Annotated in this window: 12 protein-coding genes and 1 pseudogene; 5 read left to right on the top strand and 8 right to left on the bottom strand. The window is 73.7% G+C overall.

Translation table 11 applies throughout. The annotated features are described in order from the left end of the window. Positions 1 to 2: 2 nt before the first annotated feature. The 3 genes from ACFWUZ_RS27015 to ACFWUZ_RS27005 form a co-directional block, all read right to left on the bottom strand. Complete coding sequence (locus ACFWUZ_RS27015) at positions 3 to 530, bottom strand: hypothetical protein (RefSeq protein WP_384378070.1); 528 nt, start codon at positions 528 to 530, stop codon at positions 3 to 5. 666 nt (positions 531 to 1,196) lie between these two features. After that, entirely contained in the window at positions 1,197 to 1,403 is a 207-nt protein-coding gene (locus ACFWUZ_RS27010) for a DUF397 domain-containing protein (protein WP_384378067.1), read from the bottom strand. Continuing rightward, complete coding sequence (locus ACFWUZ_RS27005; protein WP_384378064.1) at positions 1,400 to 2,248, bottom strand: helix-turn-helix domain-containing protein; 849 nt, start codon at positions 2,246 to 2,248, stop codon at positions 1,400 to 1,402. The genes ACFWUZ_RS27010 and ACFWUZ_RS27005 overlap by 4 nt, the downstream gene beginning before the upstream one ends. A gap of 109 nt (positions 2,249 to 2,357) precedes the next feature. Between ACFWUZ_RS27005 and ACFWUZ_RS27000 the strand changes: the two genes are divergently transcribed. Beyond that, positions 2,358 to 2,822, top strand: a complete 465-nt coding sequence (locus ACFWUZ_RS27000; protein ID WP_384378061.1) for an ATP-binding protein — start codon at positions 2,358 to 2,360, stop codon at positions 2,820 to 2,822. Between the two features lie 204 nt (positions 2,823 to 3,026). Then, positions 3,027 to 3,890, top strand: a complete 864-nt coding sequence (locus ACFWUZ_RS26995) for a helix-turn-helix domain-containing protein (RefSeq protein WP_384378058.1) — start codon at positions 3,027 to 3,029, stop codon at positions 3,888 to 3,890. Positions 3,891 to 3,909: 19 nt separating this feature from the next. Here the strand turns inward: ACFWUZ_RS26995 and ACFWUZ_RS26990 are convergent, their stop codons facing one another. Next, the gene (locus tag ACFWUZ_RS26990) at positions 3,910 to 5,511 is read right to left on the bottom strand and encodes an amidohydrolase (protein ID WP_384378055.1); all 1,602 of its coding nucleotides are present in this window, start codon (positions 5,509 to 5,511) and stop codon (positions 3,910 to 3,912) included. Between the two features lie 627 nt (positions 5,512 to 6,138). Continuing rightward, complete coding sequence (locus tag ACFWUZ_RS26985) at positions 6,139 to 9,126, bottom strand: bifunctional [glutamine synthetase] adenylyltransferase/[glutamine synthetase]-adenylyl-L-tyrosine phosphorylase (protein ID WP_384378052.1); 2,988 nt, start codon at positions 9,124 to 9,126, stop codon at positions 6,139 to 6,141. 696 nt (positions 9,127 to 9,822) lie between these two features. Between ACFWUZ_RS26985 and ACFWUZ_RS26980 the strand changes: the two genes are divergently transcribed. The 3 genes from ACFWUZ_RS26980 to ACFWUZ_RS26970 all read left to right on the top strand — a co-directional run bounded on the left by ACFWUZ_RS26980 (position 9,823) and on the right by ACFWUZ_RS26970 (position 13,069). Next, positions 9,823 to 11,883 carry a PIG-L family deacetylase gene (locus ACFWUZ_RS26980; protein ID WP_384378049.1) on the top strand — a complete coding sequence of 687 codons (2,061 nt, stop codon included), beginning with the start codon at positions 9,823 to 9,825 and terminating at the stop codon, positions 11,881 to 11,883. Between the two features lie 77 nt (positions 11,884 to 11,960). Further along, entirely contained in the window at positions 11,961 to 12,827 is an 867-nt protein-coding gene (locus ACFWUZ_RS26975; RefSeq protein WP_384378046.1) for a helix-turn-helix domain-containing protein, read from the top strand. A gap of 119 nt (positions 12,828 to 12,946) precedes the next feature. Further along, positions 12,947 to 13,069: a hypothetical protein gene (locus ACFWUZ_RS26970; protein WP_384378043.1), complete on the top strand. Its 123-nt coding sequence runs from the start codon at positions 12,947 to 12,949 to the stop codon at positions 13,067 to 13,069. Between the two features lie 104 nt (positions 13,070 to 13,173). On the opposite strand, the pseudogene ACFWUZ_RS26965 reads toward ACFWUZ_RS26970, so the two are convergent. From ACFWUZ_RS26965 to ACFWUZ_RS26955, 3 genes and pseudogenes are all read right to left on the bottom strand, one after another. Then, positions 13,174 to 13,260, bottom strand: a pseudogene (locus ACFWUZ_RS26965) (glutamine synthetase); the annotation flags it as partial. A 167-nt stretch (positions 13,261 to 13,427) separates the two neighbouring features. Then, positions 13,428 to 13,853: a hypothetical protein gene (locus ACFWUZ_RS26960; protein ID WP_384378040.1), complete on the bottom strand. Its 426-nt coding sequence runs from the start codon at positions 13,851 to 13,853 to the stop codon at positions 13,428 to 13,430. A 219-nt stretch (positions 13,854 to 14,072) separates the two neighbouring features. Next, positions 14,073 to 14,570: IS5 family transposase (locus ACFWUZ_RS26955; protein WP_384378037.1), on the bottom strand; the 498-nt coding region annotated here is incomplete at its 5' end.

Raw genomic sequence — 14,570 nt, 5'->3', positions numbered from 1 at the left:
GGTCACCGGGAGCGTGACTCCCGCCGGCCCTCCCCTGGTCCCCACCACCTCCGCAGCAGCCCTCCACGTCCGGCAACGGGCTCGGGCATCAACGCCACGACCTCGGCAGCGGGGCCGTCCACGCCCGGGCCGATCCGCTCCAGGGCGTCGGTGAGCGTACGGACGTAGGCCTCGTCGTCCAGGATCCGCCGACTCTCGAAGGAATGGCTGAGGCGTTCCTCGGTGGCCAGGATCGCGCGGAGCAGGGGTACCGCCTCGGAAGCCGGGGCACCGATCTCCCCGAGACGACGGACGGCCTCCTGGGTGGGCAGGTCCGGCCGGCCCGTCCAGGCCGGGTCCACCGCCGCCAGCAGCACCGGCACGGCGGGCTCCGGGTCACCGGTGATCCGCCAGTACGCGTTCGCGGCGGCGACCCGGGTCCACGCACCCGGCGATTCCATCAGGCCGTGCACGGTGTCCGCGTAGGCCGCGGCCGCCGGGCCGAGATCTGCGAGGAAGGGCAGCCCGTGGCTGCCGCTTCCGGACTCCACGGCCTGCCCGCACACCTCTAGGGCGAGGGTTGCGTCGCCGGTGACCCTCCCATGAGCCCAGGCGGCCCGCGCGCTTCGCGCGACCCGTGGCGAAGTCGGCCAGCCGGTCCGCGGTGCCCACGGCTGCGGGGCCGATACGACCGAGGACGCGCAGGGCGTCGTAGGCGTACGGCGTCTCCAGGTACCGGACCACCTCGGGCACGGCGGGCGCGGCGGCCGGACCCCAGAGCGCGAGGAGTTCGAGCGTGGAGGTGCTCGCGTGGTACTCGGCCGGGTCCTGCAGGACGGTCCGCACCGTCGGGAGCAGGTCCGCGGCGGGCAGCGCGGCCAGGATGCGGGCGTGCGCGCGGTCGGACGAAAGGTGGTTCTCTCTCCCGAGGCGCCGCAGGGCGGGCAGCGCCCGGACGTCACCCATCCCGGCGAGGGCGAACGCGTGCAGCTGGACGGCACTACCGGAGGTACGGCCGAAGCCCCTGAGCAGCCGGTCGAGGGCATGGGCGATCCGGTCGGCATGCCCGGCGACGGCCGGGCCGGCCTGGAGCATCGCGGAATCGGCGTGCCGGCCGGCCTCCGATCCGGTGCAGACCGCCTCGACGACGGCCTCCCAGCACCACGGATCCGGCCGCCGGTACCGGAACACGGCCTCGACCGCGGAATCCAGTCGTCTCACCAGGCTGCGGCGTGGGCGACGAACCCGGTCCAGGCCGCCGGGGTGACCGCCAGGCGGGCGTCCTCGGGACGCTTGGAGTCCCGGACGAGGACGGTGCCGGGGGTGCGGGCGACCTCGACGCAGTCGGGCCCGTCGTTGGTGCTGTAGCTGCTCTTGACCCACGTCAGTGCGGAAAGGTCCTCGGCCGACGGCTTGATACTCATGTCTCCCCTAGCACCTTCTCGATGAACGTCAGAGATTCGCGAGGCGTCAGAGCCTGCGCTCGGATCATGCCATAGCGCATGTCCAGGATCTGGACCTCTTTCGGTTCAGTGATCAAGCGACTGACCAGCTGAACTTCGTTGTGCCCCAGCGTCGTTCCATCCTTGAGACGCATGACCTTCAGTGATCCCGCGAGACCCGCGTGCTCCTCCACCGCAGTGGGCATCACCTGAATCTCCACATTGCGCAACCGGCCGACCTCCAGCAGGTGTTCCAGTTGGCGGCGCAACACCATCTTGCCCCCGATGGGTCGTCGGAGGACAGCCTGCTCCTGCACCACGGTCAGCAACGGGGCCGGATGCCGTCGGAGGATTTCCTGGCGAGCCACCCTCGCCGCGACCAAGCGTTCGGCCTCGTCCTCAGAGTAAGCCGGGCGCCTCACTGCATAGAGGGCACGGGTGTACTCCTCGGTCTGGAGCAGGCCCGTCACCACGACGTTGTCGTACGACCCGATCTCCACCGCCTCGGATTCCAGCTTGGCAAGATCCCGAACCTTCTTGGGGTAGCGGGCCCTTTCGATGTCGGTCTTCATCGCGGCGATTTTCCCGCCCGCCCCAAGGACCTCGTCCGCCTTGTCCAAGAACTCCGGGCGCGGAATACGGGCGCCGCGTTCGATCTTGTAGATCAGATTCGCCCCGTATCCCATCTGTTCACCGGACTTGGAACGGTCGAGTCCGCCCGCCTCGCGCCACATTTTCAACTGGCGTCCCACCGTGGCGATCACCGCCCCGGATTCGTCCTCCGGATCGAGTTCCCAGCTCGACTCGTCGGCGCCGTCCGTGTTCACTTCCACCTCCGTGGGACCGGGGGGACACCGCAGGACCACTGTGGACAGCCGTCGTACAGAGCACCCTCAACTCTGTTCAGGTTACGCACGGCTGGCCACGCTGAGTCACGTGAATCAGGAAATCTCCCTCGTCGCCACGCTCCCTTCCACCCCGCGCGGAGCCCGCGCCGCCCGCGCCCTCACAGTGGCCCAACTTGTGGAACGCAAGCTTCCGTTCGAAGCTGCGGCGCAGGTCGTCGCCGAGCTGGCCGCGAACGCCGTGACGCACGGCAGGGTGCGGGGGCGGGACTTCCGGCTCGCGCTGCGCACCGCGCCCGGGCCTACGCTCCGTATCGAGGTGTCCGACACCCGGCGGGAGTCCGGGCCGCCCGCAGTCGCCGAACCGGCGGACGTCGAGGCCGAGTCGGGGCGGGGCCTCGCCCTCGTGTCCGCGCTCGCCGCGCGCTGGGGGACCGAGCACGGGCCCGCGCCGGTGAAGACCGTGTGGGCGGAAATGGATTTGGCGAGGCCGATTTCACCGGATCGAGGTTTCCACGACCCGGTGGATCAATATCCGGTCCCGCACGACGCCTAAAGACCAATAACCGGGGGAAACAACCTCTCCCTACCTCCCCCCTCCCCCTCTCACCCGGTCGGGTGAATCACCCCAACCCGGCTGGCGCATATGACAATCCAGCGGGCACGCTGACTGCCAACAACCCCACAAACGCATTCGGCCCTCGGCCGGGACTGGCATCCCGACCGAGGGCCTGACCACAGAGGAAGCAGTACCTTCCCCATGGCTGACCAGCAGCTTAGCGCTCCCACGCGCGTCCCGTCGGGCATCCGGCACATCAACCACGAGCACCGCCGCGGTTACGTCAAGATCGGCAACCACCTCGCGCAGCATCGCGAGCTGAGCATGACGGCGATCGGTCTGGCCACGCACATCCAGTCGCTCCCGGCGGGCACCAAGGTCACGATCAAGGCCCTCGCCGAACGCTTCCCGGAGGGCGAGGTCCGCATCGCCGCCGCCCTGCGCGAGCTGGAGCAGCACGGCTACCTGGCCCGCTTCCAGGCACGGCTCCCGACCGGACGCGTCGTGACCAGCACGGTCTCGTACAACAACCCGCCCGCGATGGCGACGGGTGCGGCCCGCGAGCGGCGCGTGCCGCCCGCCCGATCCGAGCCGGAGCCGGCCCCCGACTCGGAGCCCGACCCGGACCCCGAGTCCCCGCCGGAACCCGTAGCCGATCCCGCTCCGGTCGTCTCCGAAACCGAGCTACAGGCACGTGAGTTGCTGGCCCGACTGCGGCTGCGCGATCCCCGGCTGGTGCTGTCCGAACGCGACGCGGTGAGGCTGGCGCCCGCCGCGGCCGTCTGGCTGGAGCGCGGGCTGGCCCCGGGCGCCGTCGCCGCCGTCCTGACCCGCTCGCTGCCATTGGCGGCGATCCACTCCCCGGCGGCGCTGCTCGCCCACCGCCTGCGGGAACTGCTCCCGCCCCGGCTGGAGGTCCCGCGGGCGACGCACCCCGCCCGCCCGGACCACACGATCCCTCCACTCCGCACGTGCGACGGCTGCGACCGTGCCTTCCGCTCCTCCGCCCCCGGCCGCTGCCGCGACTGCGACCCGCCGACCGACGCGGCGGCCACCGCCGCTTGAACCGCATCCGGCCACAGCCCTAGCCTTCGCCTCCGCGGTGGGTGATCCGGCCGCCCGACACCGTGAGGCGGACCGGGGCCGCGGCCAGTTCGTCCGCCCCGGCCGCGACCGGGTCGAGGGCGAAGGCCGTCAGGTCCGCCCGGTACCCGGGCGCGATCCGCCCCGCAACCCGCTCCTCCCCGGCCGCGAGCGCGGCGTGCGAGGTCATGCCCTCCAGCGCCATCAGCCCGGTGAGGGCGGGCCCGGCCGCTGCCGCGCCGAGCGGGCTGCGGGCGGTCACCAGGACCTGGCGGGCGTCGTAGTGGGCGATGGGCCAGTCCGATCCCAGGGCGAGCACGGCCCCCGCGTCCCGCAGGTCGCGGCAGCGCCAGGCCCGGCCGGCCCGCTCCCCGCCCAGCCGCGTGGACCACTCGTCGCTGTGGTCGGCCCGGGTGTACGCGGTGTGCGGGGGCTGCATGGAGGCGACCACCCCCAGCTGCGCGAACCGCCCCAGCTGGTCGTCGGGGACGGTCTCGATGTGCTCGATCCGGTGCCGCATCCGGGCCTGTTCGCCCAGCGAGGCCACGGTGTCCAGTACGTACCGGACCGCCGCGTCGCCGATGGCGTGGGTCGCGGTGCGGATTCCGGCGGCGTCCAGGGCGCGGACCGCCCGGGCATATTCCTGCGGCTCGGGCCAGAAGGCCTCCGTGCCCCGGCCGTGGCAGTCCGCCTGCTCCAGCCAGGCGGTGCCGCCTTCGACCGTGCCGTCCATGAAGAACTTCACGCCGCCGACCTGCCAGTGGCGGCCGGCCAGCCCCTGGAGCCCGATCAGTTCCGCGAGCTCCTCCTCGTCCGCTCCCGGCGTGCACCAGGGGGCCAGGCGCAGCCGCAGCGGCAGGTCACCCTCGTACTCGACGGTCGCCAGCAGGGCGGGCACGTCGCCGTCGCCGAGGTCCATCACGTGGGCGCCGGTGAGGCCGGTGGCGGCCATGGCGCCGAGCAGCTCCACGAGCCGGGTGCGGCGCTCGGCGCGCGAGGGCTTGGGGACCAGGTCGCCCACCAGGTTCATCGCGGCGTGCTCGACGAGGTGCCCGGTGGGGCGCTGCCCGGTACCCGTCCCGTCCGGGGCGCAGACGATCTCGGAGCGCTGGGCGAAGGCGCGGGGGCCGGTGATGCCCGCGGCGGCCAGGGCCGCGCCGCTGGCCAGGGCGGAGTGGCCGTCGTAGAGGCGCAGGAAGGCGGGGGCGCCGTCCAGTGCCTCCTCGACGAGGTCCCGGTGCACGGGACGGCCGCCGAAGGCGTTGTGGTCGAGGCCGTGGCCGACGACCCAGCCCTGGTGCCGGTCGGCGGCGCGCAGGGTGGCGCGGAGCTGCCCGAGGTCCCGGACGGCGGAGAGGTCGGTGCCGGTGGCCGTCTCGATGCCCCAGACCGGGTGGCTGTGGGCGTCGGTGAGGCCGGGGGTCAGGGTGGCGCCGCCGAGGTCGATCACCTCGGTGCCGGGGCCGCGCCAGTCGCGTACGTCGGCCTCGTCGCCGACGGCCGCGATCGCGCCGCCGACGAGGGCTACCGCGCGGGCTTCGGGGCGGTCCGGGTCGAGGGTGCGGACGCGGGCTCCGGTGAGGACGGTGTCGGCAGCGGGCACGGCGGTTCTTCTCCTTCGGTGGGCCGGACTCGGGCGGGCCGGTCGTCGGCGGGTCGGACTCGGGTGGGCCGGTCGTCGGTGGGCCGGACTCGGGTGGACCGGTCGTCGGTGGGCCGGACTCGGGTGGGCCGGTCGTCGGTGGACCGGTCTCCGGCGGCGGGGGCTTCGGCGGGCCGGTCGTCGGTGGGCCGGTCGTCGGTGGACCGGTCTCCGGCGGCGGGGGCTTCGGCGGGCCGGTCGTCGGCGGGTCGGACCCGGGTGGACCGGTCTTCGGTGGGACGGTCTCCGGCGGCGGGGGCCTCGGGCTCGGGTCCTCGGCTGCGGGGTCCTCGGGCGAAGCGGGCGTACGCCTCGGGGCGGTGCCCCCGGTCCGGGCTCCGAAGGTGCTCGCCCCCTACCCACGGGGCCGTCGGCCTGCTGCTCGCGGCGGGCTTCCGCACGGAGCAGATCAGGCCGCTGCTGACCGGGCCGGAGAACCTCGTCCTGGGCTCGGCGCTCGACCTGGCCGCACCCGAGACCATGGGGGAACCGACCCCGCGGACCCCGCGCCATGGCCACGCCGGACGCGGCCCCTCAGGCCCCGTGGATCCGCAGATCCGCAGATCCGGGGCTCCGTAGAACAGCTCGTCAGGCTCCGTAGAACAGCTCGTCGACCACGGCCCGGGCGCGGCGGGTGATCCGGCGGTAGTCGTCCAGCATCTCTCCGACCGTGCCCTCCGCGTAGCCGAGGTAGCGTCCCACCGCCGCCAGTTCGCGGGTCTCGGACGGGAAGGTGTCGCCGGCGCGGCCGCGGACCAGCATCACGGCGTTGCGGACGCGGGTGGCCAGCACCCACGCCTCGTCGAGGGTCTGCGCGTCGTCGGTCCCGATCAGCCCGGCCGCGTGGGCGGCGGCCAGGGCCTCGCGGGTGCGGGTGGTGCGCAGGCCCGGCTCCGCCCAGGCGTGCCGCATCTGGATGAGCTGCACGGTCCACTCGACGTCGCTGAGGCCGCCGCGGCCGAGTTTGGTGTGCAGCGTGGGGTCCGCGCCACGCGGCATCCGCTCGGACTCCATCCGCGCCTTGAGACGGCGGATCTCGCGTACGGCGTCCTCACCGAGCCCCTCCACCGGGTAGCGCAGGGGGGCGATCAGATCGATGAACCGGCGGCCCAGCTCGTCGTCCCCGGCGACCGGTTCGGCCCGCAGCAGGGCCTGGCTCTCCCAGGTCAGGGACCAGCGGCGGTAGTACGCGGCGTACGAGGCCAGCGTGCGCACCAGCGGGCCCGAGCGGCCTTCGGGGCGCAGGTCGGCGTCGATGAGCAGCGGCGGGTCCGTGGTGGGCAGCTGGAGCAGGCGGCGCATCTCGGCGATGACGGTCTGGGCGGCCTTCGCGGCCTCCTGCTCGTCGACGCCCTCGCGGGGCTCGTGGACGAACAGGACGTCGGCGTCGGAGCCGTAGCCCAGCTCGTGTCCGCCGAAGCGGCCGACGCCGATCACGGCGAAGCGGGTGGGCAGGGTGTCGCCGAAGTGGCTCTGGACGGCGGCGCGCAGGGCTCCGGCGAGGGTGGCGGCGGTGAGGTCGGAGACGGCTCCGCCGACCCGGTCGACGAGGGCTCCGTGGTCCTCCTCGGCGGGGCTGTCCTCCGTGCCGTAGGAGCCGATGATGTCGGCGGCGGTGGTGCGGAAGAGCTCGCGTCGGCGCACCCCGCGGGCGGCGGTGACGGCGGCCTCGGCGTTCTCGGCGCGCCCGACGGCCGCGAGGACCTCCTGCTCCAGGGCCTCGTGCGTCCGCGGCTGGAGGCCTTCGGGGTCGCCGAGGAGTGCGACGGCCTCGGGGGCGCGCAGCAGCAGGTCTGGGGCGAGGCGTCCGGCGGACAGCACGCGGGCGAGGTTCTCGGCGGCGGCGCCCTCGTCGCGCAGCAGGCGCAGGTACCAGGGCGTCTTGCCGAGGGCGTCGGAGACCTTGCGGAAGTTCAGCAGGCCGGCGTCCGGGTCGGCGGAGTCCGCGAACCAGCCGAGCATGACGGGCAGCAGGGTGCGCTGGATGGCGGCCTTGCGGGTGACGCCGGACGCGAGCGCTTCGAGGTGGCGCAGGGCCGCGACGGGGTCGGCGTACCCGAGGGCTTCGAGGCGCTGGCCCGCGGCTCGGGGCGAGAGCCGGGTCTCACCGGGGGTGAGCTGGGCCACGGCGTCGAGCAGGGGCCGGTAGAACAGCTTCTCGTGCAGGCGGCGGACCACGGAGGCGTGGCGGCGCCAGGCCTTGTTGAGCTCGGCGACGGGTTCGGTGCGCAGGCCCATGGAGCGGCCCAGGCGCCGCAGGTCCGCGTCGTCCTCGGGGACGAGGTGGGTGCGGCGCAGCCGGTAGAGCTGGATGCGGTGTTCCATGGCGCGCAGGAAGCGGTACGCGTCGTGCAGCTGGGCGGCGTCGGCGCGGCCGACGTAGCCGCCGGCGGCGAGGGCGTGCAGGGCGTCGAGGGTGCTGCCGGAATGCAGGGTGGCGTCGCTGCGGCCGTGCACCAGCTGGAGCAGCTGGACGGCGAACTCGACGTCGCGCAGACCACCGGGGCCGAGCTTGAGCTCGCGGTCGACCTGGGCGGCGGGGATGTTGTCGACGACGCGGCGGCGCATCTTCTGGACGTCGGCGACGAAGTTCTCGCGCTCGGCGGCCTGCCACACCAGGGGGCTTATGGCCTCGATGTACTCGGCGCCGAGGGCGGCGTCCCCGGCGACGGCGCGGGCCTTGAGGAGGGCCTGGAACTCCCAGGTCTTGGCCCAGCGCTGGTAGTAGGCGAGGTGGGAGGAGAGCGTCCGTACGAGGGGGCCGTTCCTGCCCTCGGGGCGGAGGTTGGCGTCGACGGGCCAGATGGTGCCCTCGACCGTGGTCTCGGAGCAGATCCGCATGAGGTGGGAGGCAAGGCGGGTGGCGGCCTGGAGGCCCTTCGCCTCGTCGCGTCCGTGGGCCGCCTCCCCGACGAAGATCACGTCGACGTCGGAGACGTAGTTCAGCTCGTTGCCGCCGCACTTGCCCATCGCGATGACGGCGAGGCGGCAGGCGGCCGCGTCCTCGGGGGCGGCGGCGGACGCGATGCGCAGGGCCGCGCGGAGGGTGGCGGTGGCGAGGTCGGCGAGTTCGGCGGCGGTCTCGGCGACGTCTATGGTGCCGCAGACGTCCCGTGCGGCGATGGAGAGCAGGCAGCGGCGGTAGGAGACGCGCAGCGCGACGGGGTCGTGGGCGTCGGCCAGCCCCCGCTCGAAGTCGCCCAGGCCCGGGTGGAGGTCGGCGGCCTCGTACGTGACGAGGGCCTGCCAGTCGCGGGGATGGCGGGCGAGGTGGTCGCCGAGCGCCTCGGAGGCGCCGAGCACGCCCAGGAGGCGGTCGCGCAGCGGCTTGGCGCTGACGAGGGTGTCGAGGAGCCGGGGCAGCTCGTCGGGGGTCTGCGCCTCGGCGAGCCGTACGAGGCCGAGCAGGGCGAGGTCGGGGTCGGCGGTCGCCCCGAGGGCGTCGAGGAGGACCGGATCGGCCCGTACGGCGGCCAGCGCGTCGGCGTCGAGCAGCCGGGCCGCGGCGGAGGGGTCGGTGAAACCGCTGCGCAGCAGCCGGATGAAGGTGCTGCTCCTGCGTCCCGGGACTGTCATCCCACCGCCTCCCGCGGTCGTCGCTGCCACTGCCCTGGCGGTGCCTGGGGCTGAGCCTAGCCGGAGCAGGCGTTCGGATCACCGGGACGCAGCATGTGGCGGATTGTCGGGTCATACACGGCTTTGTGCGCGGATGGGACGTGCCCCCTGCCCGGCCTGCGCGGGGGAGCCGACCCCCCGTCGGCGAACCCCCGGCGCGGACCCCGCACCGCTTCCGCCCTGCCGCGCTTCGAAATGTCCCCACTGCCTCACTGCCCCACTGGCCCGGTACGGCGCGCCGGAGGTGAACAACCTCACAACCCCGCGGTGCACGCCCCGGGGGCGGTCGGGGTGCTGCCGCTGTCCCCCCGGGGGCCGGGCGCCGGAGGCCGGTGGGCGGTGGGCGGGGGCCGTGGCCGCTCGGAGGCCGGCCGGCCGTCGGGCGGGGCGCGTGGAGCCGGGGCGGCACCGGGCGAAGGGGGAGGCGCCGCACGGCAACCGGGGGGTCAACGCCAGTCGCGGGAAGCCTGGTTGACCCGTACCGAAGGGACGGCGGCGGCCGCGTCACGGCTCGGAACCGGCCACCCGCACCCTCCTTTCCGGTCGTTCTCGGAAAGGAGGGAGCCATCGGCGAAACCGGGGAACCGACTTCCCCCCATCGGCCTCTCCCTGACTGCTCAGGCTCCTCCCTTCCCCGCACGACCCGAGGCGTGGCCGATGCCCATGACCCGACGCCGCTTCGCGGCGCTGCTCGCCGTACTGACCGCCGGCACCACGGGCGTGCTCTCCGTCGCCTCCGGCCGCCTGTCACCCGCCGGGGCCGCCGAGGAGGGGACCCGGTTCGGCGCCCTGCCGGCGAGCACCACGGCCGGTGCGGTCGTCCAGGTCGTCGCCCATCCCGACGACGACCTGTTCTTCATGAACCCGGACCTCAGCCGCTCCCTGACCTCGGGCACCCCGGTCACCACCGTCTACCTCACCTCCGGCGAGGCCGACGGACGCAACCAGGCGCGCGGCGCCCGCCTCAAGGACCCCGAGCAGCCCGCCGACCGGGCCCACTACGCGGAGGCCCGGCAGAACGGCATACGCGCCGCCTACGCCCAGATGGCCACCGGGGACCGCGCGGGCGTGTGGCGGCGTACGGCCGTGCCCACCGCCGGCGGCGGCCGGGCCGAGGTCGACGTCCTCGTCGCGAAGCCCGAGGTCCATCTGGTGTGGATGCAGCTGCGCGAAGCCCGCTCCACCGGCGGGGACGCCCCCGACAGCCTGCGCGGCCTGTGGAACGGCCGCATACCCGCCCTCGGCACCCAACTGGCCTCGGGCACCCCGGTGAAGGAGACGTACGCCTACACCAGGGACCAGGCGATACGGGCGATAGCCGGGGTCCTGGAGCGGTACCGGCCGACGACGATACGGCTCCAGGACCCGACACCGGGCCGGTACGAGCGCACCGGCGGGTACACCGACCACCAGGACCACATGTACGGCGCCCGCTTCGCGCAGGCCGCGGCGGCCGCGTACGCCGAACGGGGCACGGACCGCCCGCACTTCTCGGTCCAGAACTACCTCGGCTACCACAACGGCACCCTCCCCCACGCGCTGGACCCGCAGACCGCCGAGACGAAGACCGGCTACCTGCGCACCTACGCCTGGCAGGACCACCGCGACCACTGCGGCAGCCCCTCCGGCTGCGGCGACCGCAAGGTCGCGGCCAGTCCGACCGGGCGCAACTGGGCCCAGTCGCTGCGCTACACCCGTGCCGACAGCGCCTCCTGGCTGACCGAGGGCACGCCCGGCCGCCTCTGGGCCTTCGCCACGCTGGACGGCCGCACCGCCCACTGGACGCGGAGCCCGGGCGGCGACTGGACCGGGCCGGTCCTCCTCCCGGGCACCGGCACCGACCCCGGCGCGAGCACGGTCCGCCTCCCCGACGGCCGCGTCGGCGTCCTGGCCACCCGTACCTCCTTCGGCGAGCGGCCCGAGGAGTACCGGCGCGAGGTCGTGTACGCCGTCCAGTCCGCGCCAGACGGCCCGTTCGGCCCGTGGCGGTCCCTGGGCACCCCCGAGACCTCCGACGAGGACGGCACCTCGTCGATCGGCTCCCCCGCGGCCACCGTGGACCGGCAGGGCCGGGTCACCGTCCACCTGCGCGACTCCCGCCGCACCCTGCGCGCCGCCGCCCAGCAGGCGGACGGCAGCTTCTCCGCCTGGCAGCGGCTGGGCGGCGAGGACCTGCAGGGCGACCCCGTGGCCGTGACGGACGCCGCCGGCCGGCTCCACGTGTACGCCGCCACGACCAGGTCCGTCGTCGGCTGGACCCAACCCGCCCCCGGCGCCGCCCTGAACGGCCCGGCACGGACGGGCCTGCCCGCCACCACGGTCCCCCTCACGGCGGTCGCGGACGGAGCGGGCGTCCGCCTGTACTTCCGCCGCCCGGACTCGGGGGTCGTCCGCACCGCCCTGGTCACGGCCGGCCCCGCCGGACCCCGGGCCTCCAGCGTCGCCGAGGCGGGCGGCCGGGCCGGCTACGGCACGGTCGCCGTCGCGGGCCGCCTGATCGCGGGCCGCGCGAACAGCGGCACCGTCGCCGCGACGGGCCTCGGCGGCCCGCCCGCCTGGTCGGAGTCCGGGATGTTCTACGCGGGCGCCCCGGCAGCCGTCCTCGAAGCGACGGGCGCCACCGCGGTGGTCCTGGGCCTGGACGCCGCCCTCCACACGACCACGACGGCCCCCGGCACCCCCGCCGGCCACCCCGTCTGGCACCCGGCGGTCCGCTGACCGGGCGGACCGGCGGGGCTGTTCCTGTTCCAATGGAGAAAGGCGCTCGGCGCCACGGGAGGGAGACGGAGATGCCGGTGGTCACAGGCACAGGCGTGACCGGTCGGGGGGTGCGGATGACCCGGGTGGGCGACCGGTGGCGGGTGACCCGCCCCTGGCCTCTCCCGCTGCGCCCGTTCGTGCACAGCTACGCCGGCTACTGGGAGGCCGCGGCCACGCCCTACCGGGTGCGGCTGGTCCCCACCGGCCGGGCCGTCGTGGTGATCAGCCTGGGAGAGCCCTTCGCCCAGGTCCGGCGGCTGGACTCGGCGAGCCCGGGCAGCCAGGTGACCGGCTCGCTCGTAGCCGGTCTGGAGGACGGGCCCCGGGTGTGCGACCATCCCGGCGGCCAGGAGGCGATCCGGCTCGAACTGACCCCGCTGGGTGCCTTCCGGCTGTTCGCCCTGCCGATGAGCGAGCTGACCAACCGGGTGGTCGAACTCCGCGACGTCCTCGGCCCCGAGGCCGGAGTGCTGGCGGAACGCCTGGCCGCCACCCCCGACTGGGGTACCCGGTTCGACCTGCTGGACCTCGCGCTGGCCGCCCGCCTGGAGAACGGCTCGCGGCCCGCGCCCGAAGTCGGCCACGCCTGGCGGCTGCTGTCCCGCGCCGGAGGGGCGATCCCGGTCGGCCGGATCGCGGCCGAAGTGGGCTGGAGCCAGAGCTACCTGGTCCGCCGCTTCACCGAACAGGTCGGCCTGACACCCAAGGCCTCCGCCCGGGTGCTGCGCTTCCACCGGGCCGTGGGCCTGCTCACCCGCGGGGGCGCGAGCCTCGGCGACGTGACCGCTGCCTGCGGCTTCTACGACCAGGCCCACCTCAACCGCGAGTTCCGCGCCCTGGGCGGCACCACCCCCGGCCGGCTGGCTGCGGCGCGCGTGTCCGAGGGGGCCGTCACCCTGTGAGCGGCGAGGTCAGATTTGTCCAAGCCAGGCCGTCCGCCCGCCGCTAGTGTCCCCGTTCGTAGCCGATCGGGCGCCGGGCACACGGAACCGGCGCCGCCACGGCCCGGAGGGGAGTTTCGATGGAGGACCTGCTGCGCATCCTCGTGGCCGGCGCACTCACAGGCGGCCTGATCGGCCTGGCGGGCGCCCTCGGCCGGCGCAACCGCAGGCGCCGCGAGAGCGGCGACCCGCACAGCCACTGACCGCGCCACCGCCGACGGCGGGCGGCGCAGGGGGACGGGGGACGGCCCCGGGCCGGCGGTCACGACCGCCGGCCCGGACCGCCGCCCCGTACTGCCGTACCCGGCTACAGCACCGGCAGGTTCTTCCGCAGCTCGAAGGCCGTGACCTCGCTCCGGTATTCCTCCCACTCCTGCTTCTTGTTGCGCAGGAAGTCATGTCCGCCTCAGCCCGCCAGGCGGATCGTTTACAGACCCCATCTCAACCGGCATCTGAGAGGCCGTCATTGGTCATCGCCGGTGACCACCGGCCACCCTTCGACGGCCCAGGGACGGCCCGGAGCGGCCGGCTCACGCGCCGAAAGCCGTGGTGGATCCCGCTTCAGGCAGCCTGGCCATTCCAATCGTCCAGGTGATCGCGAGCAACATCCAGAAACGCAACCAGGGCGTTGGTGGCCGTCCCCAACCTCACCTGCACCTCAGCGTGCCGGACGATAGGACGGTCCAGGATGATCGTGATCGGCATGTCCGGGTGATCCACCGGCATGAAGCTGCTCTGCGTGAGGCGCACATACTCAGCAAGGTCGGACATGACGTCGCTGCACTTGGCGAGGACGCCGTCCGCTGCGTCAGCGACGATCTTGGGTCCTGCAATGCGGACACGCACAGCAGCGTCACCGATCGTCTCAGCCAGCGCGAGCAACTCGACTTGGCTTGGCAGCGCCCCCCGTTCGTCAGAGCCAAAGTTCACGTTGTAGCTCCGGACAGCATTCGACATGTCTTGGGCGCCGCTGATCATGGCGCGCACGGAGGTAGCGAAGCCGTGACAAGCTTCCATTCGGGTCTCGCGGACAGCCTTGCCGTACGCGTCGGCGCCCGTGCGGGCAGCTGCACCGACAGCTCCGCGGCTAGAGAGCCTCGCCGCAAAAAGCGATCCCAGCCCCCCGAGAAGGGCGCCGATGACGGCTGCCGCAGCCGCGATCCAGGCAGTAGTCGTGCCATCCGCTGCTAAGAGCTCGTAACACGATCATGAGTCGGGCTTGCTGAGGCGTCGCCAGCAGATGAGGCTGCAGGCGAGGGAGATGAACGCGTCGTGGAGTTCGGTGCGGCGTTCCCATCGGACGGCGAGTCGTTTGAACTGGTGGAGCAGGGCGAAGGTCTGCTCCACGACGTAGCGGAGCGTGCCCATGCCCTTGATGTTCGGGGATCCCTTGCGGGAGATGACGGGCAGGATCCGGCGTTTGCGCAGTTCATCGCGGTTGGGGTTGGAGTCGTAGCCCTTATCTCCGAGCAGGGCCTTGGGCCGCCTGCGGGGCCGGCCGGGACGGCCTGCCACCGGTGGGATGCCGTCGACCAGGGCGAGGGTCTGGGTGACGTCGTTGACGTTCGCCGCGGTCGTGATGACTTTGAGCGGGGTACCGCGTCCATACCAGATCAGGTGGTGCTTGCTGCCCGTCTTCCGCCGGTCGACCGGCGACGGACCGGTGCCGGCTCCCCCTTTTTCGCGCGAATGTGAGAGCCGTCC

The sequence above is a fragment of the Streptomyces sp. NPDC058646 genome (genome assembly GCF_042716875.1).
Lineage (GTDB): Bacteria > Actinomycetota > Actinomycetes > Streptomycetales > Streptomycetaceae > Streptomyces.
The sequence above is the reverse complement of the archived record's forward strand: the minus strand, read 5'-3'. Positions and strand labels throughout refer to the sequence as shown.